Here is a 25,397-nt window from a genome sequence, read left to right on the forward strand (position 1 = left end):
CTCGTACAACGTACCATTCCTGAAAGATTCTGAGTCATTTCTCTATTATTAGCTGATCAAACAAGCGATTTTCGAGGTCATAAACTTGAAGTTCGAGCATGCCGTGATTGATTCTCACCATTGTGTAGTGGTGGCCATGCCGGACCGTATTCTGGAAGAAAGGACGGATCGGGCCAGGAGTTTCCAGTCCCCCGCCTCCACCTCCGGTAATCATATAGATGGGAGCATCCTTCTCAACCGAATTTCCCTCTTTGATTGGCCAGGTTCGTTCGTAGGAATGGATGTGACCGTTCCAGACGATATCGACATCATACTTCTCGTACAGGCCGACAAGTTGTCGAATCCGCAAATCGCCACGTGTCCCTTTGTTGGTTTTCCAGAGATTGCCGTAATCATTTTCATCAGAGGAATATGGGGGATGGTGATGGCAGACGATTTTCCAGGTGGCTTTGGATTTTGCCAGATTGGCTTCCAGCCAAAGATACTGTTCGGATCCTGGATCGACATTGCGGTTGGAGTCAATCATGAAAAAGTGTGTGTTGCCGAACTCGAAGTCGTAATAGTATTCGGGATCTGGTAGCGAGACATAGTCAAAATAATTTCTAGCGTTTTGTTCGTGGTTCCCCAGGACCGGATAAAATGGAACATACCGGATCAGCTTGTTCATACTGGGAAAAAAATGCTGCGTCCAATGATCATCGCGCGTACCGGTGTCGACCAGATCTCCGGGGTGCAGAAGGAAACTGGGACGTTGCCCCCAGGCGAACTCGGCCAGTTTTCCAGAAACTTTTGGATTTCCCTGAGTGTCACTGATAACCGCAAAGGCAAAAGGAGTGTCCGCTTCTACTGCGGTTTGAAAAGTGGAGATCTCACTGCTCAAAACGTCAGCTTCACCCGGTTTACTGGAATTTGTTCTATAAAAATACTGTGTTTGTGAGTCGAGACCCTCGATCCGTAATTCGTGAATGACTGTCGGTTCTTTGTCACGAATTTTTCGAGGGCATTCATCGGTTTCACCATAATGGACCACTCCGATGGTGGGCTGACTGGTTTTCCACATAACCGTCATTCCCGTTTTGGCCCCGAATTGGAGATAAGGTTCGATGACAAATTCTACAGGTTGATCATTCGGTGCTGGTGGCAGAGAGGCGAGGGTTTCGTAGTGTGAAAACTCATGCTCCACCCAGGCGGCTTTCGCAACCGCCTCATAAATTGCAATCTCTCCGAGTTGCCCAGCATGTGAATTAAACTCGTTGTCATCGCGGTACGCGCCAATCATTAACGGTGAATCCTCGGGATATACGATTTCACCGGATTGGTCGGCGCTGGATGATTCGAGCTTTCCGTTCACGAAAATCTGCATGATGCTTCCGTCATAAACTCCAGTCACATGGTAGATCTTCCCCAATTCATATTTGGTGCGACTGGCCAGGTAGGTCAATCGTTGTGGACCAGTCGAACCCCGCAGAGCAAACGTGAAGTGCTGCTCGTCGTATCCCAGGATCCAACCTGACTCATCATTCCCGTTATCCTTAACCAGTCCCACAATCCCGCCCCAGGGTTGAGACCTGGTTATGCTGATCCATGCTGAGACCGTCAAATCCTGACGGGGCAGAAATGCTTTTGCTGTCTCATAATTTTCAGTCAGTGTGATGCCGGAATCCACCCCGGAAAGAGATAGTCGCGACTCAGCCAGTTCTCCTACGATACGGTACGTTCCGCTGATTGTCCCGTTGGGGCCAAGGATCGCCTTGACTTCTGCCTGGCTCTTGTCGTTTGTTGTAACCGTGCGATCATTGAATCGCCATCTGGCTAGTGGATCAGGACCATCGTGAGCATGAAGATTCAAATGACAAACCAAAAGGTTCAAGATCAGTACGATGATAATATTTCTCATTTGTTTCCTGATGATCAAATAAAGTTGTGTCTCATTTTCAGTGATTGATGACGAATTCCGTAAGAATCCTGCTTACGCTCTGTCTAAAAAGAGTTCTCCGGGATTTCCAGATTTTTAATATCTTCCAATTGCTCGATGACACTTTCACTGACTGCGAGGCTCAGTGTCATCCCGTTACCACCAAAGCCATTGACCAGATAGGTGCGAGGTTTGATTTCCTTAACGCAATACATCGCCTGGGGATGTTTGGCATAGATACCTGCCCAGCGTCGTGCGATTGATGTTTGTGGAATCTGCAGAACTTTATGGATTTCGCGCAAAATCAGCTGATCGATTTCCTCTTTATCAAATGGCTCAATGTCATCTCCATATTCGTGGGAGTCCCCGAGGATCAGTTCACCATTGGGAGTCGAGGAAGCCATCACATGGATTCCATAACGATCAAGTTCGGGCATTGTTGTCGCAACTCGCTGCCGAACCTGAGTTAAGGTTGGGCAAATATCGAATGCTGAATAATGCCTCAATGTTAAACCGCTGGCCATGTGTGGCCCTAATTTCCACTGTTCGGGCTGAGGTACAGTGAGCATCATTTGCAGTTTACAAATTTTGAATTGCTGATCGCGATGTTGTTTTGGAAACAGGTGCTTAAAATAAGCTCCACTGGCGATGACAACACGATCTGCAGACCAGCTTTTCCCTTCGACGCTCTGTATTGAACCGTCGTGAACACGCACAACGGGAGTCTCGAAATGCAGGTCAACATTCGGAAGATCGCTCAGGCAAGATACAATCGAAGTGATTGCTGTTGGAGGATGGACCCGACATTCCGTTCGGCTGTACAAGCCGCCCACAAGTCCATTAGGGTTGGCTGCCGGTAGATGCTGGAGCGTCTCGGCAGGGCTGAGAAGTTTTAAATCCAGATCACGCGAACAGGCTGATCCCGCAAACTCTTTCAGCACCTGCATCTCGTCTTCGTAGTGTGCCAGGAAAACGGATCCACAAGTTTCCACTGGAAAGTCGGCAGCCTTACCCAGCTCCCGCCACAATTGCTGATTTCTGAGGGATAATTCTCTGGCTGAGCCAGCAGGCTGACCGATTGGCCAGATCATTCCGAAGTTCCGAATACTCGCACCTTCTGGGCGAGGATTCGCTTCAAATATTGCTACCGAATAGCCACGTCTGGCCGCTGCCCAGGCATGGCCTAAACCGACAATCCCACTACCGATAATGGCGAGGTCATATTGCATGATTGATTTTACATTTCTAAGAGCGCAGTGATTGTTGCCTAAACTGAGGTGTTGTTTCCAGATTCAAAAGCTGACTTGATTTACTTAAGTTACACTGTCAATGAAATAAAATCCGCTTACGGAATCAAGTGAATTACATTCTGAGGGGAAAGTCGGCAATTGAGAATGACCATTTGCGCAAACTTTGATAACAATATTCTCCGGGAATATAAAACAACCTTCATGAAGTGGAATTACATTTTGTAGACACGATGACCATTTCGCACAGAAATCCAGCTTAAGTTTATTGACTCAAGACCAGACGCCATGACGATGCCATTCCGAAAGAGAATCGCCCTGCTCGTGCTAACTTCTACCGCCAGGATCCGGCATGTTCTGGCAGGGGTTGCCGAACAGGCACTTGAATGTGGAGATTGAAAAATCTGAATTGAGCCGCGAGGCTTCTACGAAAACATGGCTCTGCCCGACGATTGGACGGGTGATGGTGTCATTTGTCGTTTGACCACCGAGCATTAAGTCAAGCGAATTAGGACACGTAAATGCCTGCTTTGAGCTGAGCAGCTGCATAAACGCCGAGTAAATCAAAGGTCATCAGTCCTGCATGAATGATAACAACTCGCTTCTCCCCGCTATTAGACCATTTTCAAATGGTTTCTGCAGTCGCTTGGACACGAAATGTCCTAATAACGCTATAACTGCTCCTGCCGAACGCTGCAGGTAGTTTTTGAATATGCTCCAGAGCATTTCTAAATGCAGTGTGCCTTTGCATGTACGATTACTTGCCTCAATCGCTACATTTGCTCAGGCAGAACGCGGAAAATTGATTTTGGAAATGCTACAGACGTTCCCAGAAACGCAGGAACTGTTGCCCTGCTATTTTTCACAACATACTGGACTTTTCCGCGCAAGTTCTCGTCACTTAGAACTACAGTTGTAGATCATTGATTTGGAGGTTCGTGGCCGCGGTTTCGGTAATGGCAGTGTCTGGCAAGGAATTGATGGTGGTGACGCCAGGCAGACCATTCCAGACTCGGGTATTTGACGGGACTGGTCTTCAGAACGATTTCATCAAGCAGCCGACGAACTTCCGGAAAAGTGATTGGGACCAGGGAGTCTTCACCTTTCTTAAGTCTCCCTTCTGCACACGAGATCGGATAACCGACAATGTCGCGGGAGCCCTTATCGAGAGTGTGATTCCCCTGTGATAGGAAAATCACAATTCCAAGCAGTTATTTCATGGATATCAATAGGAGCAACTCACTTTTGCACACAGGAGCAGTTGTGCAAAAGTGCACTGTTTTTTGAATTCTTGGCTCATTTCAGGCAATACTTGTTCCGCTTATCCTGGGGGAGAAGCTGTTTTCAGCCTGACGGAGTGGTCAAATAGTGTTATTGTATTTGTAGCCTCCATTTGCAGGCGAAACAGATCTCCATAGAAGAAGCAGCAACCTTACATGACTCTGTTCTCTCAGGAGAGCGAAAATTGACGGGGCTGATGGATCTGGTAGAAAAAGTAAGTGACTGGCTGGTTGGCTACTTCGAGGAAGCCGGCTTTGAGTACGAGCGGATCGAAATCGATCAACTTGAAAAAGCGGCTGATGTCTTTTAACAATTTTGTGCAAGCTCACCACGGAATGTCGTACTTGATAATTATATGAATAGGATTCACGATGCAGGATCAATGGGGGCGTAGAGAATTCTTGAGAGCGGGTCTGGGAGGATTTGGAGCCCTCAGCTTGCCCGGGTTGCTGCGACTGCGAGCAGAAGCCGCATCGAAAGCAGATCGCAATCTCCAATCTCAGCAGGGGAGTCCTGAAAAAACGGCGATCATTCTTGTTTGGCTGCGTGGAGGAGCTTCGCATCTGGAGACTTTCGATCCTAAACCAAACGCTCCGAGTGATTATCGAGGGCCATTTTCTCCGATTTCGACGAACGTTCCCGGAATTCAAATTTCCGAATTGCTTCCCAAGCTTTCCACTTGTGCAGATCGATATGCCATCGTTCGATCACTTTCACACACCGGAGGAGGACACCCTGCGGGCTCCCTGCAAATGCTTTCCGGAGACCCGGATGCAACGGATAAACGCTTTCCAAAGTACCCAGACTGGATGTCCATCGCACACGCCGAGCGATTTGAACCGAGTCATTCGATCCCCAACTATATCGCGCTCAATCCGGTAGACCGTTACGACAGCTTCACGATTGCAGGCCCCACTTATCTGGGGAGAAATTATACTCCGTTTCAGGTTGTTGGTGATGCGAGTAAACCCGACTTCAATATCCCGAATGTCGGAAACACGAGCGATGCCCAACGTAAGAGACTTACAGACCGCGTCGGCCTGCGAAAGAATCTTGACCATATTCGCAGAGACATCGATCATCTGGGAATGATGCAGGCGATGGATCATTTTGAATCACAGGCGATGAATCTAATTCTCTCACCCGAAGCCCGGGAGGCATTCGATCTTTCTCAGGAACCTACCGAGGTGCGTGAGCGCTACGGCATGAACCAATGGGGCCAGCAATGCCTCATGGCTCGACGACTGGTCGAAGCCGGCGTCGAAATTATCACCACGGAATTCGACGGACCGCTTTGCGGACGTGTCAGTAACTGGGATGACCACGCAGTGAATCATCATGTGTTCGAAGCCCTCCAATATCGAGCCCAGTTTGTCGATCAGGCGGTCTCTGCCTTAATCGAGGATGTCTACTCACGTGGACTTGATAAACGGGTACTTGTTGTTGTAACGGGAGAATTCGGTCGCACACCAAAAATCAGCCATGTGGCCAGCAGCGGCGGAGGAGTTGCCAGCGGTGCCAAGGGAACGGTTCAGCCGGGACGCGATCACTGGCCAAGAGCCGGTTCTATGCTTTTTGCGGGAGGAGGAATCCAAACCGGACAGGTGATCGGGGCAACCGATGCCCGAGGCGAAGACCCGATCTCAAGGCGTGTCGGTCCCGAAGATTTTCTGGCAACGATCTACAAACATTTGAAAATCGATTACAACACAATCGCCCCGCCCGATTTCTCAGGCCGCCCGACTCCGATCATCCGAGAAGGAAAACCGATTGTGGAACTGGCTCGGCAAAGTTAATCACAATGAAACAACTCCGCGAAATGGCAGAGCAATCTGCTCTCACTCACATTGAAATTCTCACACTCCCCTGCCCCTGATACCCAAGGAGTGAGTTCTTCCAGCCGAGAACACAGTTATGTCCATTACCACTGCTACAATTCAAGATGTACGAAATGCAGAATCCGTCATCCGGAAGCATCTCTCTCCTACGCCTTTGATTCGATCCTATCGACTGGAAAAGGAACTCGGTTTCCCCGAAGATCGCCATGTCTGGATAAAAGATTACGGTTCTTCGCCAACGGGCTCATTCAAAGTGATGGGGGCTTTGAACTGGATGGCTAACAATCTGGAACGAATTTCAGATCAGCCGGTCGCTGCTCATTCCTCGGGGAACTTTGCCTCAGGAATTTCCTACGCAGGTATGCGATATGGCAAGCGAGTGATTATTGTGATGCCTGAAAGTGCACCGCAGGTGAAGTTCGATCTAACACGTTCTTTCGGTGCAGAAATTCGCACTTACGATATTGCGACCGATCATGAAACCGGTATTCGAGATCAACTCACACGCACAATTGCTAAAGAGGAGCACGGCGTTCAGGCATCTCCTTATGACGATAACAACGTTATCGCAGGTAACGGCGTGGGAGGACTGGAAATTGTTGATGAATTAAAACGACAGGGACGAACCGTCTCGCACTTTTTTTGCCCCATCAGTGGTGGCGGCTTGATGGCTGGTCAGTCGTTAGCGATAGCCGATGGTTTCCCGGAAGCAGAAATCATCGGCGTAGAACCAGACACCGCAGACGACTTCGCTCAATCCCTGAAAGCAGGAGAAAGAATCAGCCTGAAACAACCGACCGGAATTTGCGACGGTTTACTTTCCTATGATGTCGGTCACCACAACTGGCCTGTTCTGAAAAAACATGTCAAAACGGCTGTGACCGTTCCCGATCTCCAGACCCGGCAGGCGATGAAATGGGTATATGATCGCCACGGTTTGAAGACCGAACCTTCCGGTGCAATTTCGCTGGCAGCCGTATTAACCGAGAAGGCTAATCTTGACGGAGAAGGCGATATCGTGATTGTGATTAGCGGTCGAAATGTAGACGACGACCAGTTTCAAGAGTGGATCGCTGAGCTTCCTGAATGATCCACCCAACGCTTAAATTCTTTCTTTACCCAGGCAGGATCCACTATTGTGGACCAGGGACGAGTCAGATTCACAACAAGACACCACCCTTGCGATATTACTATCAATATGCAGCAGTGCTGTCTGTGTCAATGTTATGATATTTTCTATTCGAGGTTTAATTAGGCCACGGCTGAATCTTATCTTCCTTAAGGATATTCCGAAGGTCTAACGGCGGATCTTCTCAATCCCGAGTTTCCGCAATTTTGCAATGATTCGCGTGTAGCTGAAGCCGATTGACTTGGTGATTTCGATCACAAGTTCCCGGAACTCACGCGATTTCCGCTGGTCCCCTTGGGATTCTTATCCTTGGGCAGCCCACCCCTTCTCGTCTCGAAGCCATCGAAAGAAAGGTCGTGGCGTGACGGTCTTGATCAACTTTTCGATTGCTCTACCGGTCAATAGCCGAAACGAAGAAAAGTCCCCACTTTGTTTTAGCGGGGACTTTTTCTGTTCGGTCTGAGTTCGTATTAAAGACTGCTATCAATACTCAGTTGGCTCGTTCGCGGCTTCTTCTTCCGTGAGACTAGGCTCATCTGACTCAGTTGCTTCGGCATCCGCCACGTCGCCATCTTGTGGACCACTACATCCGTTTAGCGAGAATCCACCAATGAATAATAATAGTAGCATGAGGAGCGGCTTACCCCATTTGGATATGATCATTTCAAATTATACCTTATCAAAAAATCGATGAGTCCAGAGAGAACAGGATAGGCTTACCACTCGCCCAAAACTTCACCGTCTGCTTTGTCACCTGCATTCCGCCAAGTCTCAAGATTGATGTTCTCGCTCACGAATCTTGTAGAGCCATCTGCGAGACAAACCTGAACACCTCCCTTATGCTGGCTGCGAGCAGCGAAATTGATGTAGTTTGTGTTGCTGCCACAATCCCACTGCTTGCTGTTAGGACCGGTATTCGCTGAGAACCACGATGCATTGGGCATTTCTCCATAGAACCAGGAAAACCCGGTCGCACGTGTTGAAGCTGTCGAAGGAGATCCGGTCGTCGGGCAAAGCTCATGGGGTTGCGTCCCGGTTGGGTTAACCTGTAAGTGCGGGAAGCCAATAACAAATTCGGCCACCATCAGTGTATTCGATGTTCCGTCAGTAATATCTCGCATTCTAACCCCGGAGTTTGTGCCAAACATTCCACTTGGATTCGTGCCACCTTCACGCGAAACGGCACCCACACAGCCCGCATAATTGCCTGAAGCAAAGGATCCATTTGGAGTTGCCCCATTCACCACGCTACCGTCTGGAGCAACCCAGCGCACTTTGCCACGTCCCGGCTCCGAAGGGCAGCGATAAGCTGCAACGATCTGACGACGTGCACCGCCTGGATTAGCACTATGTGGGCCATTGGCACCTGTTTGCCCATTAGTCGCACACCCACGCTCCCAATCAATGCTATCATAAATAGCCGATTGCTCCATTTGCGGTAAGATGCGTGCAAGCCAGGTGATGTTACTGGTCTGCCAAGAGTTAGAGGCACAGCCTGAGGTGCGGACACGTCCCGGAGGAAATCTCCTGTGAGTATCGTGGTAATTGTGCAACGCGAGCCCTAATTGCTTGAGATTGTTTTTACAGGCCGAGCGACGAGCGGCTTCGCGTGCCTGTTGCACAGCAGGGAGTAGCAAAGCCACCAATATTGCGATGATCGCAATGACCACCAGTAGTTCGATGAGTGTGAAACCTCGTGATTTTAATCGGAATAGCAATGGGGATGATTTCATAGCTTTCTTTCAATTTAAAGAGACAGAATTTGCACGAACGTGTATTTAGAATATTAGGTAATTATACCCTATTATCCAAATAAGAATCAAGCCATATTACAATGTTTATGTGTACTCATTGGATTATCGCCCTAATTTAGTCCCGAACTCGAATCCAATGATCTGTGAATCGCAGCGAATCCTGTACTTCGACTTGCGGCATGTGGCAACTCAGGCATTCAGTGGAATCCGTCTTCACTTTAGGGCAAATGGCATGGTTGAATTGAGTTTGGTTATGGCAACCGTGACAGACCTTGGCAAACTCGGCGTCACTGCGATCTTCAAGGCGATGCGGATTGTGACATAATGTGCACTTAATTCCCTTTGATTCTATGAAACATTGACTCATCGACATCCCCACAGGTGCAAAACGAATGAGCAACTTGTTATCGGGAGTGAGATCCTGTACAGGAATTTCATCTGGACTTCGATGACAAACTCCGCAACGGCGATTCATTTCCACGGCATCGAGAATGGAGAGGTCTTCGAGAGAATCCGGAAGTCCCTGAGTCTGCCGTTTCGCATGATCTTTCGCATCATAATGACATCGTACACAACCAACATTGGGAATAATGTGACTTGAAATAAAATGTTTCTCATCGAGTGCGAGCCACGTACTATGACATGCAAAACATTCTTCTGATGTTGTCCCGGAATGGAAAGTTCCGAGCGGGTGTACTCTCTCCCTGTCCCGACCAGTCTGTCCCAAGGTCGGGCCAAGTCCATTTTCAGGATACCAGGAGACTGCGAGTTCCAATAATTGAGGTTTTCCATCGAAATCTTGAGTCAATGAAATCGGCGTCTGGGCGTGACGACCCGATCCAAAAATCCAGTCAACTCGAGTCACCTGGTTTGCCGAATCGCAACGCAGAAAGTATTCCGAGTTAAGTTGCTCGAAACGGTATTCCAATTTTGTGGAGGGATCCTGGAAAGATTTTCCCAGGAACAGGTCCCAATGGGTAAAGTCCGAGGCTGAAGCTAATGTACGAGCGTGCGGTGCTGATTTGAATTCTTTCACAATTTCTGCGTGACATTCCAGACAGGAATGACTTTCGACTTTGAAGCTTTCACTTTCGTAAGCTGCTAAGGGGACATGCTCTTTGCTTTGTTTTGGGTATTGCCAAATTATCGGGAGTACAACAACGATAATGAGTAATAAGAATCGGGAAGCGAATTTGACTGGGGTCATGATTCAGATTCCGCTTCAAATAGAGTGAGCCAATGTTTAGAAAGTCGATCAATTGAGCGATCGTCGGTATCGGTTATGATCGCCGTTTGCCAAAATCGTATTGCCTGAGTCACATTTCCGGCCTCGATCGAGATCATCGCCAGTGCGAAATATTCTTGTGCAGTTGTAGCGGGACGCTGAAGGCACGTCGCTAGCTTCCCAGTCAGGTAGTCTGATTCAAAGTCATCATCAAAAAACATGCCATCACTGCTACTCTTAAAATCAGTGAGAGGTTCGTCCCGGCCGATCCACTGATGAAACAAACTGTTGACTCCAGCTTCACTCCACTCCCGCAATGCAAGTTCTCGATGACACAATCTTACGTCCAACTCAAACTCAGCGGGATCGAAGACATTTCGCAAAGCGAGCAACACTTTCAACGAGGCAACGTGCAAACCGAGGCTATTAAACAACCTCGCTTGCCTGAGTGCAGCGGATTTTGACAATTTATCGGCGTTTGCACGAGAAAAAGCAATGTATGGCTGAGTCGAGGAAAACTGCTGGAAATCAAAACTCCAATCAGTGAAACTGACAATATCCTGGGCCTGAAGACACTGAATCAACTCCGGTTGATGGGCGACATTACTCGCTTTGACATACGGGATGACCGACGAGTCGAGATCTGTCGGTTTCCATTCCGTAAGTTGTAGTGATTCGTGAATGTCCGTTTCCTCAGCGTCAATGAGAAGGATTTCAATTCCACGATCTTCAGCAGTCACCCACCACCCGCCCCAGGTTCCGTCTGGTCTCCGATAGCGGCTCTCTCGATTACGAAGCAAATCACGTCGGAAAAGATCGATATCAGGCAGTCGCCCACAGATTTGGGCTCGAATGGGGATATCCCAACAGCGGCCTGTTCCGGAAGTGTAACAATATAATCCCCCAGCATGCGTACTATCGCACCAGGCGACTTCAGATTCAATCAATTTGGGCAGCCCATCCTGCAAAAGTCGCTGGTCCAGTCGCGGATCTAATCCAATAACACCGAGTGGAGTCTGATTGGCAATATGGAATCCATACAGACATACAAGCGACATAGCGATGACAAGATTACTTGTCTGCGTTGTGTGATCGCGATATGAATCGCAAAGCGTCAAACCAATCCACGCGACAGAGATGCCAATCAGTTCTGGATTCATCAAAGAAACAGAGATTAACAGTAAACAAGCCACATAATCGCGAGTAGAAATGCTCCGCCACAATCCCAGGCAAACTGGAGTTAAGGCAAGTATCAAAAACGTTATCTGAAACAGTATTGAGGGAAACTCACCGATCGGCCATTGAGACAGAAGCATCCTCTCATCGCCTGAGAAGAGCCAGGGACTCACTGAGTGCAAGCTGTCCCAAACTGTTAGAATTCCTCGAGGTGTCAAACTGACTGCCAAAGTCATAAAAAAAATGAATCTCAGTTTTTCTTTCCACGGCTTGTGTGCAAACAATACAAATACGTTTGCAAGTGTGTAAGCAAGGAGAATGTGTGCACCGAAATTCGCCCAGCATAAAAGCAGAACAAACAGACTATTCATACTAACATCAGACTCGGCACTATACTTCGTCAGAAAATTGAACAACACGATCACCAGAACCAATTCAACACTTTGAGGAATCGGCTGCATCCAGGCAAACGTAAACAAACTCAAGAGAATTCCAAAGCCGACAACTACGTCGAGCCGACGACATTGAGTTTGAAAAAAAAATATCGCAAGACATATCAGGAACACGACAGCAGGATAGATACTGACGCCCCAATGCCCTCCCAACTCCCAAATGACGATTGGCACCAGGCCCGCCAGCCAGTCTGCATCATTTGCTGTTTCGTTGACAAGTAATACGCGACTGGGACAAATATTCCCATTGAGCACAACTGCACCACGGGCTGCATGCCACCAGAATTCGGAGGAGTCAATTGGCCTGAGAAATGTGATTGCGAGCAATGCCAGAAAAAAGCAACCAATCAGCTTTTGACGAGTGCAAGAATCCGCTGGCGTCCGATTATCGGATGAAGTTTGGATCCCAAAGTTATTCATACTGGCCTGATGGTAACGAGAGGCATTCTCAATAAGAATTAGAATGAATTGATTGCTGCAAAGTTATGGATTGTTGCATTATCCTGTCCCGAGCTGCACAACAAAAAGTGATTAATGAGCCAGAATGCAAGAGAAGAACATTAACAAACTGGCTGAATTTTTTCCAGATCACTCATCCTGAATTTTGTACTACTGTTAGTCTCGATTTTCTGTAATTCACTGTCTGATTTCCCGGCACGTCGAGAGTTTATCATTTTGATCATGACTCATAACAAAGCATAACTTTCATCGATACCAATGGAGCAGCATCACTCCAAACGTTGTTCCATATCCCTCCACGCCTCAATGGTTGGAGAGCTCCCAGACTGTTCGATTACCAATCATCACATTTTAACAGCCGCATGTTAATCAATATTAATGGACCGGTTAGCAATCATGTTATGCCCCAGTTTACAGTTTACTTACCATTTTTATGTGGCATCAAAGATATCCATGTCTTTTCGGCATGCCGCTTGCTCCGTTTTGAGTTGTATTTCTAAGTTTAGGGTAAACTGATTCTAAATTCTTAATAAGAAGATCAAGCCTAAAATATCAATCAGCCAATAGGAGAGAACAATGCCATCCTCATCGACCAATGCTACATTCAACAATGTACTGCTCACGGGATTAATCCTGGTCACTGGCGGAGCCTGGGCATATGCGATGTTCGGCTCGTCACCGGAATTACCGGTCGATAAAAGCAAAGTAGTCAGCGAAGTCGAAGAAAGCCTGCAGGATCATCTTCCCGCCATCGAAGATGCCTCTAAAGAACTAGTGGCCGAGGTGAGTGAACCGATCGGAAAGGCATTTTATAAGCAATTCCAGCAAGATGACTCCCGGTATCTCAAGACTGTTCGACTTCAGGGAGCCGAGTACGGTCAGAATGTTGAAAAACTATTTATCAAAGCAGCTCAGAATCAATATCGCGATTATTGGCAAGTCCATCGCAAGGTGTTGGCCGAGGAATTTCCCGAGTATGCTGACAAAGAAGCTTTCGACGAACTCATTACCGAGTTTGAACACACGTCTGATAAGTTAATCGAACGCTACTACGCTGAAGAGTTTATTGAAGAAGGTAAAGCAACGGCTGAATACTGGTCACGATTTGAGCCGATCGATGTGCCTGATAATGCTCAAGTCGATCTGAAAGGGCAACTGCTGGATTACGTTGCTGATTGGACAGTACTAGCTTTTACTGATGAATCACAAGAACAATTGGGACTCCAGTAATCACATTGGAAATTATCTATTCTCATTCCCAAGAATCTATTCATCGCCCCTTACATCACAAAAAAGCAGGAGTTAATTCATGGCAGATCAAAACAAACAACACGGGAATCCCAGCGAGAATGGTCAAACCACCATTACCACCGTTCTTCTTTTGCTTTTCATTGCTCAACTTGGAGCGATCTCCTGGTACGTATACAGCACTGTGCAGAAACAACTCAAAGCTGAAAAATTAGTAGCCGAAGCGGAAAAAGTAATTGAGAATAACTATCCTCAGATGCACCGGGAACTGAAAGCATATCTGACTGCAAACGCACCAGAAATCGCCGAAAAAATCAGTCAACAGGCAATTGATAATACTCCCCAAGTCCGACAGTGGCTCGAAGAAATGACTGCACGCCAGATGCGTTATGGTCTTGATGAAGCGACACAAATGAGTGCCGAAAGTTTTCGCAGTTTCGTGCAGGATAATCGCACAGATATCCAAGCCGCGTTCGAAGAAATTGAAGACGTGCCTCAAAATGCAAGGCATCTGGTCTTAAATCTGGAAGAGCAAATGTATAAACAGTTTGGTATTGAAATGCAAAACCAGGCTAAGAAGGCATTGACTATTCATCGTCAACTCAACAGCAAACTCGACAAATTAAGTGATGGAAGTCAACTGGAGCCGAAAGAACTCCTGGAACGCCGCATCTTGAGATTGCTGAAGACATTCCAGGTAAACGAACTTCCTAAATCGTTGGATACGAATGACCTTCCAATGTTATCAAATAAATGAATCGACTGATAATTTTTAATCACAGGAGGAGTCAGTGACACTGCAGATCGGTGCTCAATATTAAATACGATCAGTTCGGGAAAGACTTCGGCAACTTCCTCGGCAATTAGGCCATACGGAATCGGCTTCTGTCCATTCTGAAAAGCTTTTTGTAGCGAAACGTTACCGTGCGTAATTTATGCAGTAACTCATTGGCATTAGACAAATTCAAATCCTGAATGTCTTCCTTGTAACGCAGAGAAGAACTGATCATCGAATTGATTCTCAGTGTGTACGCCCCTACTGCAGTGTTAGAACTTGCTTTCTTAAATTGAAGAGTGTTCATGTCCAGAGAGGTGTTGCCATCTCCCGACTGATTGCTCATAAGCGAATGCAGAAAACGAAAACCCAGACAGAAGCAACAGGATCGCAATTTTTTCAGACGTGGTTGTAATAGCGGGGAATGCAACAGACCAACCAAGAAAGACAATTTATTGCAACAGCTCTCATAAATGTGTGATTTGGATTCATTGATTAGAGTGCACAGAGGACCAAAGAGTAGCATTCGTGAGAAGATATGTTATCACCGAACAGGCATCGGCGGATTCAATTTGTCACAACAATCTACATCCCCCTACCAGACAAGTCCTTATAAATTCGCTGCAAGTCGGACTATGGAACTGCAGGCTTCCAAAAATTTCTTTGGAGATCTAATTTAAATTGCGAAGTGGGATTATGGATGAGCTGCTTGTTGATTGTGGATTTCAATTTTCATTGGAACGCCTGCTCGCAATAGCCCTGTCTCATTATTAAGGATGCCAACAAATCGTACCGATTGGCTCAAGTCATCGATGGTTGAATCGACAAGCAGAATTTGCCCCTGATAGCTTGTGCGTTGGCCAATATTTTCAGCTAGCTTCGGCAGAGAAATACTCCCCGAGATCGGTGTTCCGGGCCGGACCTGCCAGGCTTTGTTGAGTGGAATGTATCCCTCGACGAGCATCTCTTCCATACTGACAATTTCTGCGATCACTTCCCCCGGTTGAACGTACTCGCCGACACGTTTATGGATTTCGACGATTTGTCCGGAAATAGGTGCGATAATACGGTAGGGCTTCAATTCCAGCAGGGCCAACTCCCGGTTTATTTGAGCAATTTGATGATGCTGCTGAGCCTGCTCTACCTGCAAATCGGAGCGTTCGGCTTTCAGGCGAAGCTGCTCGATCTCTGCCTGGGATCGAGCCCCTGGAATCTCTTCGTTAAGTTGAATGGCTCGTTGGTACTCTTTCTGGGAAAGTTCATTGGCTTTCACAGCGTAACGGAATTCGACATTGTTCGTGGCATTCTGCTGAGCGACTTGAAAATTGGCTTGAGCGATTTCTCCATCGAGCTGAATTAATAAGTCATCTTTCTGGACCAGATTTCCGAGTCGAATTTTCAGTTCAACGATACGAGCAGCACGCGTACTGGACACTTCAATATGGTCTCGAATTTTCAGCACACATCGGTCAATGACAATCGGACCTCGAACCTGTGCACTGACCGATCCGGTGAAAACGACGACTGCTAAAATGGCAATAATCAGTCTGGGAATCATGAAACCCCTCCGATTCGGCTTGAACACATGATTCATGCAAAACTCTTTTCCAGCAATGACTTATAGACAGAAATCTTTCAGAGTGAATCTACCTGTACAAGCATTGAAGAGTAAGAATTTTACTGAAAGTTGGTCAAGAGGAACCTGAATTCAGGCTGCTGAACAAATCTTGTGAGATTTCACTGAATCCGATACGATCCGGGAAAGATAAAGCACTTTATTATACAATGTGCCAGCGCATGAACAATTTATACGTCAAAACGCAATGTTTGCTCCGGCAGATCGCGGAACATTAATTTTCCGAATGTTCCAGAGGATACCAAGAAGCAATCCAAGAGGATCAGGGACGATCAATGCCGTCAGGGAGTGCAACATCGGAAACACTTTCCTTTGCTGGTCAGTTTGATCAGCTTTGGAAATGCGTGAATGAAGTTGACAACCAGACAGGACAGATTGATGAGCTCTGCCACAAATGGCTGGAAGCGGTTCATCAAACCATGCAGACCCCGGCCTGTATCTGGCTGGCAGAACATTCAAAGCAGGTGAAGTTATTCTCCGATATTGGCTTTAACTCAACACTTGAACTTGATGCCGCGAAAATATCCAAACTCATTCCAGGCTGGGTTCATCGGTCTTTTTCCGAATCTCAGGTGATCATCCAGAATTGCACAACTCTGGGAATGCCAGCAAGAACTTTTGTGCTGATTCCCCTGGCCAGTTCAACTCGGTCGATCGGAGTGTTGGGAATCCTGCTGGAGTGTACCGGAGACGAGGAGGAGGTCTCCGACTGGGAAAAACCACTGGCTCAACTGACGCTGCTTCTTTCCAACACTCTTCAGAGTATGGAACAACGGCATTACGCCGTTGATTATCGCCAGGTATTTCGGCAATTCTCGCTGTTTACTCAATCAATCCATTGTGAAACGAAATTGAAGCATGGGGCACGCAATCTCGTCGACCAGTGGCAACAATTCACTCAGGTCGATCGTGTCAGCTTGCTCTGCCCAAGATTCAGCCACCCTGAGCCAGTTGCGGTCAGCGGAGTGAATCGGGTGGATTGTCGCAGTCAACAGATGCGACAACTCGCCTTGATCGCTCGTTATTCTCAGCGTTCCGGGCAGGAAGTGATTTATGATCGTGAGAGTCGCGAATATCCTGAGCCGTTAAAAGATCATCTTGTCAAATATATAGAAGAGTCTCGATCGACGTTCCTCAAAATCATTCCGCTCAATGCCCCGAACATACGAGAGACTGGAAGTTCGACCAAGCGACATCCACCGAAGAGCCAACCGATTGGCATACTGGTTCTGGAGCGATTCAAAAATCAGTCTGCTCCCACTCGGTTGACGGAATTTCAGACGGATCTGGTCAGGCAATCGGAACTCGCACTGACGCATCTACAGGACCTGGATGGAATTTTCCTGAGGAGTTTGCGAAGACCACTCGGGCAAGCTTCACAGGCGATGCGATATTCCCGCTTACTTCGATATGGCATTGCTTTATTGCTGTTGGCGATGGCTGCATGGATGCTGACCTGTTTTTCGATGCCGCGAAAAGTCATGATGTCCGGAACGGTTGTGCCGGAGAAAACGGCGCAGGTTTACGCTCCCAGGGCATCAGTGATACGAAAAGTTCATGTCTCCAGTGGCCAACATGTTCAAGTCGGGCAGGTTTTACTCGAGCTGGAAGATACACTGCTCCAGGCTGAAATCAGTCAACTGGAAGATTTGATTGCTCAACAGAAAACAGAAACACAATCCTTCGAGAATGAACTTCTCCAAACGGGAACAGGCAATCGGATTGAAAGAATTCAGCTTCATGCGGAAATCGCCAGGGCCAAATTGCAGTTGGTTGCCTATCAACAGGAATTAGCGGTATTGGAGCACGAACAGAACAGATTAACGGTTATTGCCCCAATTGATGGAGTTGTTGCCGATTTTGAAGTGCAGAGTAAATTGGATCTCAAACCAGTTCAAATTGGAGAAAAACTGCTGGAAATCCTCGATGATCAGGGGACGATGAAAATTGAAGTGCTGATTCCAGAATCTCAATTGGGATACATCTATCTTCAGGACAAGAAGGTCTCTGCTGACCAAACTCTTCCTGCAGAAATCCGTTTTCTGGTGGAACCGGATAAAACTCATGCTGGTAAGTTACTTCGGCCCGAAGTTGCACGGATTGTCTACAAAAACCAAGAGCCTTTTCTGAAATGCACCGTATCACTTGATGATTTGACAGGGCAATCCTATTTGGGAGCGACAGTGAATGCTCAGGTGAAATGCTCACCCGCTCCTCTCGGCAGTATTCTCTTTGGTGATTTTTTTCATGGCCTGAAATCTCAATTCTGGTGGGAAACTTTTTAACACAATTCACGATCAGGCAGATTCATATTGTCGGAAACCTTGATCATCTGTTATAGCTGCGTACAGTATATCGTCTGGATTGAGGCATGAACGATCACGATTTGGTCTGCCTGAACGATGACCTGATCGCTCAATTCGCTGGGACTTCAAGGAAGAAGACTTGGACATTCAAAAATGAGGAAGTCTGAACAAATTCAAGTCCCTCCCAAGTTGATTGGGGTTTCATTACTGGCGATCTGGATTTTGGGGAATGTTGTCTACAATTTTTCTCAAATGGCAGGTCATGTCGGAGAAGATCAACTCTATGCTGACGAGCGCGTACCAGCCGAGAGCTACAAGATTGAAGGCTCCAACGATGTTCCAGCTGCTAAGGTTCATCTGGGTGATTTGAATCAATCCCCCGCAGAAGGAGTCGGTCATCCTTACCCAACTCCGCCCAATATTGCGAATGCGCAGTTGATGCGGCAATCTCGTGAGGAAGCCGAAGCGAAGAGCCACGGCTGTGTTGTCTGTCACAAGAATGCTCACGATCCCCATAAGCAACCCGGAAAGCCACTGGCGATTCAACTTGGGTGCACCGATTGCCATGGTGGCGATCCTTGTGCCACAACTCTTGAACAGGCACACGTTCCTTCCCGTTATCCGACTGTCTGGAATACGTCTGCAAATCCGGTTCGCAGTTATACGCTGTTGAATCACGAATCTCCTGAATTCATTCAATTTGTGAACCCGGGCGATTTACGAATCGCTCACTTGAGCTGCGGGACCGTTGGCTGTCATCCCAACGAAACACTTCAGGTTAAAAAAGGCATGATGACCCATGGCTGCATGCTGTGGGGAGCCGCTCTTTACAATAATGGTTCCGTCCCGAAGAAATGGCCAATGTATGGCGAGAGCTATTCGATGCACGGGGCTCCTCAGCGCCTGCAAACAGTCCCGCCACCCACCGCAGAAGAGACGGCTAAGAAGGGTGTACTCCCCTATCTGGATCCTCTGCCTCGGTTTCAAATTTCGCAGCCAGGGAATATTCTGAGAATCTTTGAACGGGGAGGACGTTTCCGCACAGAGACGGGAATTCCAGAAGTTCTGGAAGAGCCGGGGCGCCCTCGTGAAAGAATCAGCAACCGAGGGCTGGGCACATTAAACAGAACCGATCCTGTGTTCATCGGATTGCAAAAAACTCGCCTGTTGGATCCTACGCTCAATTTCCTGGGGACCAACGATCATCCCGGCGATTATCGATCGAGCGGTTGTACATCCTGTCACATGATATATGCCAACGATCGCTCGCCGATCCATTCGGGGCCTTATGCGAAGTACGGCAATCGAGGTTATGCAGCCGAAGAAGCAGACGATTTGATTGAGTCGGTTGACCCCATGATTCCCAAGTTTCAGTCCGGTCATCCGATCAGTCACAACTTCACACGCGCGATTCCCACGAGCCAGTGCATCGTCTGTCACATTCACCCCGGAACCACTGTGATGAACAGTTATCTGGGATATATGTGGTGGGACATGGAAACCGATGGCGAAAATATGTACCCGCGGGAACAGCACGATCCCACAGCCGAGCAGATCGTTCAGGCGGAAATGGCCGATCCGAACTCCGCCAGTGTGAAAGGCCTTTGGTCTAATCCGGAATTCCTGACGGAATTGACATCGCTGAATAAACATCTGGAAAAAACACAGTTCGCCGACTTCCACGGCCACGGTTGGGTATTTCGAGCTGTCTACAAAAAAGATCGTCAGGGAAATCTGCTCGACAAATTCGGAAATCGACTCGAACATGTCGAAAACGAAAACCTTCAGAAGGCGATGGCCATTCCATTGTATGTGAAGGAACTGGAACGCAAAAAGCCTTCACTCACCCTAGCTGAAGTCGAGGAAGCTGAACAGCAATTGCTGGATCTCCAGAAAGGAGTTCCGGTTCATATGCTGGATGTACATCTGGAAAAGGGGATGCACTGTGTGGATTGTCATTTCGTGCAGGATGTCCATGGCGATACCAAACTGTACGGAGAAGTTCGGGCAGCGATTGAAATTCAATGTATCGATTGTCACGGAACGGTTGACGATAAGGCTTTCAAGTTGATCAATAATCGCTGGCAGATGCGGACTTCTGGCCCGGCTGCTAAAGAAAGACAGGCACCCCAACCAGATGGTCGGGAACTTTCGGCGATGACCACACCATTCGGAAAACAGCGTTTCGAACTTCGAGGCGACAAACTGTATCAGAATTCCATGGTCGAAAAGGGACTCAGTTGGGAAGTGACTCAGGTATCGGACACGATTGATCCCAAGCATCCCAAATACAATGCGAATGCTGCCCTGGCGAAAACGATTCGCTTCGATGAACTGGGGAAATTCGAATGGGGTGACCTGCCGCAGGATCCTCTTAAATTGGCACACTGTAATCAAACGATGAGTTGCAGTTCGTGTCACAGCAGTTGGAACCCGAGTTGCTATGGTTGCCATCTCCCTCAAGAAGCTAATCGCAAAATGCCCGATTTGCATAACGAAGGAGATATCACTAAGAACTACGTGTCGTATGATTTCCAGACGTTACGCGACGATGTCTTTATGCTGGCACACGATGGGAATGTGACCGGGAACCGGATCAACCCTTCCCGGTCCTCCTGTGCGATTCATGTCACTTCGTATAACAACAATCGCGAAGCAATTTATACTCAGCAGCAGACAATTTCCGCAGAAGGTCTCAGCGGGATTTCCTTCAGCACGAATGTTCCTCATACTGTACGCGGTCGTGGAGAAACGAAAATGTGCACCGATTGTCATCTCTCTCAGGCGAATGATAACAATGCGATCATGTCGCAACTGCTCATGCAGGGAACCAACTACCTGAACTTTATTGGGCGTTTCTGCTGGGTTGGTTGTGGAGAACATGGATTTTACGCCGTCCCGGTGACCGAACGAGAAGCCCCGCAGGCTGTGATCGGTAGCCATCTGCATGAACTGGCATTCCGTGAGCATTACGAAGAGCATGAAGAGAACGATCATATTCTCGAACACGCACACGAACATCCGGGACGGGATATCAGTGAGGTCTTCCGCCCGTTCAAACAGCCAACCGTATTGACACTTCAGAAACGTGGCGAATACCTCTATGCTGCTTGCGGAAAAGCCGGCGTCCGTGTGTTTGATATTGCATTTATAGATCATAAAGGATTTTCGGAACGTGTGACGACTGCTCCCGTTTCGCCGATTGGTCAGAAGTTTTTCGTCCGTACCAAATACGCAACGTCCGTGTATGCCCCGGCTACAATTGCTCCCGATCCGACCCGCAAACATTATCCTGAAAACGATGAGCAGGAAGTTCCCGCACATTATGGATATCTGTTTGCGACCGACCTCTACGAGGGGCTCGTTTTCATCGGAGCAGGCACGTTACTCGATGGTGATCCTCTCAACAACTTCCTGGAAAAAGAACTCGCCTTCAACCCGGGTGGAGCACTCGATGGTGCCCAGTCCGTCAAGATTGTGGGGAACTACGCCTATGTCTGTTGCGATAAGGGCCTTGTTGTTGTTGATGTAACCGATCCCAAAAAACCTTGTATTGTGAATGCACTCGGTAAAGAATTTTTGAATCATCCTCATCAGATGGAAGTGGAATTCCGCTACGGTTTTGTCTGTGACGAAGAGGGATTGAAAGTCATTGACATTACCGATCCCTCATGTCCAATCCCAGTGACGGCTCTTGAATTTGAAGACTTACACAATGTGTATGTCGCAAGAAACTATGCCTATCTGGCTGCTGGTAAAGACGGCCTGATTATTGTCGATGTGACGAATCCGGAAAGTCCCAAAGTTGACCAGGTGTTTAATGCGGATGGTGAAATCTGCGATTTGCACGATGTGAAACTGGGGATCACTTACAACAGTGAGTTTGCGTATCTGGCTGATGGCAAAAATGGAATGCATGTGTTGCAACTGACATCTCCGCATGTCGATGGCAATGATGGATTCAGTGTGCGGCCAGAGCCGAAACTGATTGCCACTTATCACCTTCATGAAGGGGAGGCACTTTGCATTGCCGAAGGAATTGACCGGGATCGAGCGGTCGATGAATCGGGGAATCAGATTGCAGTTTTCGGGCGGGTTGGAGCACGACCATTTAATTATCAGCAACAGCGAAAGTTGTATATCAATCCGATTTCTCAAGAGCCATTCCGGGTCGAAACGTTCTCGCCGGATTATCGAATTGAGTTTCCCAATTTACGAGAAGATCTGCTGCGTCAACAAATAGAATCCTATTACGGAACGTCTCGACCACTCAGAGAATAATCTCGTGGACGACAGGCTGAGAGTAAAGTTTCACTACTTGATACTCACCCGTTGTTACTCACGCGCGGCTTTCCAGATCGACCAGGTTGAGCAGTTTTTCGCCTGACATGCGATGAGCCGCATCGTGAGGACAAGCGTAAACGCAGCTCGGTTGCTTACTGGATGTTTCCGTGCATAAGTCACAGATTGTAGCCTGAATTTTAATGACTGCCCTTCCATCGGCATCGGCTTCGATCGGTCCTTTGGATTGCCCTCCCCACCAGGATTTCTTCTCGGGCAGAGGCTGCATATTGATGTTCCCGTAGGGACAATGCTCTTCACACAAACCACAGCCAATACACCACGACTCGATTTTCATGTTGAAATCGGGTCCGCGATGAATCGCATCGACCGGACATCCCAACATACAGTAAGGATCTCGACAGGATCGGCAGGAACTCGTAACGAGATATTTGTCGAATCGAAGCCCCTCGCGGATTAAGCGGGTCGTTCCCAAGTGGGCATCAGAACAAGCCTTAGTACACTCATCACAGCGAGTGCATTTAAGCAGATCGATTACGAGCAGGTTCTGGGCATTGGCCAGTCCCTGATCCAGAAAATTCTTCATTGCCCCAATGTCCGTCGGCTGCATCACTCGAATTTTATCCAGGGTTTCCCGAGTGAGAGTCCTCATCGCCTGGGCGATCATGGGGTATTGAGTATAGATTTCCAGAAAGATCTCTTTAGGAATTCTTAATAACTCAACGTTATCCATCGCGACATAGGAAGCCTGATTCAATCCCCGTCCATATTGATCGACCGTATTCTGCTGGGTGTCGTTCAATGTGTCGTAACAGGAATCGATATCGACCAGCATTTCGAGATCGCCAAAATGATTCCCCGGTCCAAGATAACTTTCGACGTAGGTTTCTCCGCCAGCCGTTTTCTTTTCAATTCTTACGAATCCAATTCGCACCAGATTCAAAAAATTCGATTCGGCTCCTTCGCGGGTAATGATTTGGCCGGGACGGACCTTCGTCAATTCGACCTGATCTTTAAGAAGTCGCTCGATTCGTCGCATTTCCTGACCAGCCTCATCGAGTGATGAGAAGTATTCGATCTTTTTCAGATCGACCCCCATTGCTCGTTCCCGATACAGCTTTTCCAGCAACTCCCGGGAGGATCGGTCCCTCATCAGCATGAGTACGATATTTCGACGAATTTCAATGACCGAACATTCATCGTCCATCGCTTCGACCGTGAAGGCTCTCGGATAATTATTGAGACAACTGGCCTCGCCAAAGATATGATCGGCTTTTGTGACAACACTGACAAACGCATGATCCGGCAATATTTTCAGGCTATCTTTCGGAGGCGAACTGAAAGTCCCTCCATAAGTGAATGTGTTGTAAGTCTTTTGAGAATGACTTTCCGAAGAATCATCTTTCTCCATGTCAAACCGGAAACGTGTCATCAGGCTGAAGACCGAGCCTTCATGTTTTTTTAAGGTTTTCTGACGGGAAAGAGCAGAGATCTGAAAGCGTCCTTTTTCCATCAGGAATGCCGTCTGGCCGATCTCTCCTTCCCGGAAAATAACGTCTCCGCGTCGATACGTTTTCCTAGAAAATGAATGCTTGATAAACGAAAGATATTTTTGAGGAACGGTCTTGAGTAACGGATGAGCCTGAATTTCTTCAATGGTCATCTCACTGGAATTCGATTCCCGATCCATTTGAGGAATGTTCTGCTCATTGATGGTGAGCGCATCCGTCGGGCAGGAAATGGCGCATTCTCCACACTCGACACAGGACGAATCTCCCATCGGCTGATCGAGGTCAAAGCTGATTCGCGTTTGATATCCTGAGCCGGTTCGTCCGATTACATTATTATGTTTGACATCCGTGCAGCCACGAATACATCGATCACACATGATGCAGGCACCATGATCGACCTTGATCATGGAACTGGATGTATCTGTCGTTCTTGTCGCATGAGAACTGGAACGTGGAAAGCGTGGCAAGGAGGGAACATCCACCTGCCTTGCCAGCTTATAGAGTTCCGGCAACTGCTTATCTTCAGTCTGTAGGTGCCGCTGCGGATTAGCCTGATCGCACATCAATAACTCGACCGTCAGTTCTCCGAGCCTGCGAATTTGACTCCGGAACTTTTCATGGGGAGTTCTAGGCGTATGAATATTCAGATAGTCATCCAGTGTACGATGGCAGGAGGGGACAAGCGTCGAACGGGAACTGTAGATCACACTGCCATTTTCATCTCGTCTGGGCTCTCCCGATCGTTCCATCTCCGGCCCCTGCACAGCCACCATACAAACTCGGCACATCGCCACCGATTTGAGGTGTTGTTGATGGCACAGAATCGGGATCGGATTTTCATCGCCTGGCTGAGTACGATAATACTTATCGACAGCATCGTAAATTGTGGAATAACGATAGGTCACGTCCCCAGATTTGTCATAAACGGGGCTTCCATACGCATCAAGTGCCATCACTGTTCGAGGAAATTCAAAGGGATTTCCATCGATGATCAAATTGAGTAGGTCGTCCTGCTTGGCAGCATCGGCAGGCGAGAGAGTGACAATTTGCCCTTCAACGGTATATTCCTGAAGTTCATATTCGCGTCTGGCGAATGATGGACTCTGTTTTTCGGAGAGATCTGCCATGAATAGCCCGCTTCTT

The 25,397-nt window shown here is 47.8% G+C and carries 16 protein-coding genes; 7 read left to right on the plus strand and 9 right to left on the minus strand.

Features of this window, described 5'->3' with window-relative positions:
- Positions 1 to 34: 34 nt before the first annotated feature.
- The 3 genes from Pan54_RS10620 to Pan54_RS10630 all read right to left on the minus strand — a co-directional run bounded on the left by Pan54_RS10620 (position 35) and on the right by Pan54_RS10630 (position 4,361).
- Positions 35 to 1,897 (minus strand): metallophosphoesterase, encoded by a 1,863-nt coding sequence (locus Pan54_RS10620; protein ID WP_146503461.1) that lies wholly within the window; start codon positions 1,895 to 1,897, stop codon positions 35 to 37.
- Positions 1,898 to 1,980: 83 nt separating this feature from the next.
- A complete protein-coding gene (locus Pan54_RS10625; protein ID WP_146503462.1) occupies positions 1,981 to 3,144 on the minus strand; it encodes a TIGR03364 family FAD-dependent oxidoreductase in 1,164 nt (387 codons plus the stop codon).
- Between the two features lie 938 nt (positions 3,145 to 4,082).
- A complete protein-coding gene (locus tag Pan54_RS10630) occupies positions 4,083 to 4,361 on the minus strand; it encodes a hypothetical protein (RefSeq protein ID WP_146503463.1) in 279 nt (92 codons plus the stop codon).
- Positions 4,362 to 4,627: 266 nt separating this feature from the next.
- On the opposite strand from Pan54_RS10630, the gene Pan54_RS26560 reads away from it, so the two are divergent.
- The 3 genes from Pan54_RS26560 to Pan54_RS10640 all read left to right on the plus strand — a co-directional run bounded on the left by Pan54_RS26560 (position 4,628) and on the right by Pan54_RS10640 (position 7,371).
- Positions 4,628 to 4,753 carry a hypothetical protein gene (locus Pan54_RS26560; protein ID WP_261343175.1) on the plus strand — a complete coding sequence of 42 codons (126 nt, stop codon included), beginning with the start codon at positions 4,628 to 4,630 and terminating at the stop codon, positions 4,751 to 4,753.
- Between the two features lie 61 nt (positions 4,754 to 4,814).
- A complete protein-coding gene (locus Pan54_RS10635; RefSeq protein WP_146503464.1) occupies positions 4,815 to 6,239 on the plus strand; it encodes a DUF1501 domain-containing protein in 1,425 nt (474 codons plus the stop codon).
- A gap of 118 nt (positions 6,240 to 6,357) precedes the next feature.
- Entirely contained in the window at positions 6,358 to 7,371 is a 1,014-nt protein-coding gene (locus tag Pan54_RS10640; protein ID WP_146503465.1) for a threonine ammonia-lyase, read from the plus strand.
- 755 nt (positions 7,372 to 8,126) lie between these two features.
- On the opposite strand, the gene Pan54_RS10645 is transcribed toward Pan54_RS10640, so the two are convergent.
- From Pan54_RS10645 to Pan54_RS10655, 3 genes are all read right to left on the minus strand, one after another.
- Positions 8,127 to 9,143 (minus strand): DUF1559 domain-containing protein, encoded by a 1,017-nt coding sequence (locus Pan54_RS10645; protein ID WP_146503466.1) that lies wholly within the window; start codon positions 9,141 to 9,143, stop codon positions 8,127 to 8,129.
- 136 nt (positions 9,144 to 9,279) lie between these two features.
- Positions 9,280 to 10,371 (minus strand): multiheme c-type cytochrome, encoded by a 1,092-nt coding sequence (locus tag Pan54_RS10650; RefSeq protein ID WP_146503467.1) that lies wholly within the window; start codon positions 10,369 to 10,371, stop codon positions 9,280 to 9,282.
- A complete protein-coding gene (locus tag Pan54_RS10655) occupies positions 10,368 to 12,437 on the minus strand; it encodes a hypothetical protein (protein ID WP_146503468.1) in 2,070 nt (689 codons plus the stop codon). Before Pan54_RS10655 ends, Pan54_RS10650 begins: the two co-directional genes overlap by 4 nt.
- A gap of 615 nt (positions 12,438 to 13,052) precedes the next feature.
- On the opposite strand from Pan54_RS10655, the gene Pan54_RS10660 reads away from it, so the two are divergent.
- Both Pan54_RS10660 and Pan54_RS10665 read left to right on the plus strand, forming a co-directional pair.
- Positions 13,053 to 13,706: a hypothetical protein gene (locus Pan54_RS10660; RefSeq protein ID WP_146503469.1), complete on the plus strand. Its 654-nt coding sequence runs from the start codon at positions 13,053 to 13,055 to the stop codon at positions 13,704 to 13,706.
- A gap of 79 nt (positions 13,707 to 13,785) precedes the next feature.
- The gene (locus Pan54_RS10665) at positions 13,786 to 14,481 is read left to right on the plus strand and encodes a hypothetical protein (RefSeq protein ID WP_146503470.1); all 696 of its coding nucleotides are present in this window, start codon (positions 13,786 to 13,788) and stop codon (positions 14,479 to 14,481) included.
- A 106-nt stretch (positions 14,482 to 14,587) separates the two neighbouring features.
- On the opposite strand, the gene Pan54_RS26780 is transcribed toward Pan54_RS10665, so the two are convergent.
- Complete coding sequence (locus tag Pan54_RS26780; RefSeq protein ID WP_390621928.1) at positions 14,588 to 15,025, minus strand: tail fiber domain-containing protein; 438 nt, start codon at positions 15,023 to 15,025, stop codon at positions 14,588 to 14,590.
- A gap of 168 nt (positions 15,026 to 15,193) precedes the next feature.
- A complete protein-coding gene (locus Pan54_RS10670) occupies positions 15,194 to 16,057 on the minus strand; it encodes an efflux RND transporter periplasmic adaptor subunit (RefSeq protein ID WP_165441710.1) in 864 nt (287 codons plus the stop codon).
- A 353-nt stretch (positions 16,058 to 16,410) separates the two neighbouring features.
- On the opposite strand from Pan54_RS10670, the gene Pan54_RS10675 reads away from it, so the two are divergent.
- Positions 16,411 to 18,420: an efflux RND transporter periplasmic adaptor subunit gene (locus Pan54_RS10675; RefSeq protein WP_146503472.1), complete on the plus strand. Its 2,010-nt coding sequence runs from the start codon at positions 16,411 to 16,413 to the stop codon at positions 18,418 to 18,420.
- 174 nt (positions 18,421 to 18,594) lie between these two features.
- On the plus strand, positions 18,595 to 22,722 hold the full coding sequence (locus Pan54_RS10680) for a hypothetical protein (protein WP_207310105.1): 4,128 nt from the start codon (positions 18,595 to 18,597) through the stop codon (positions 22,720 to 22,722).
- A gap of 58 nt (positions 22,723 to 22,780) precedes the next feature.
- Here Pan54_RS10680 and Pan54_RS10685 read toward each other — a convergent pair whose 3' ends face one another.
- Complete coding sequence (locus Pan54_RS10685; protein ID WP_146503473.1) at positions 22,781 to 25,381, minus strand: cyclic nucleotide-binding domain-containing protein; 2,601 nt, start codon at positions 25,379 to 25,381, stop codon at positions 22,781 to 22,783.
- Between the last annotated feature and the right edge of the window lie 16 nt (positions 25,382 to 25,397).

Source organism: Rubinisphaera italica, from assembly GCF_007859715.1.
Classification (GTDB): domain Bacteria; phylum Planctomycetota; class Planctomycetia; order Planctomycetales; family Planctomycetaceae; genus Rubinisphaera; species Rubinisphaera italica.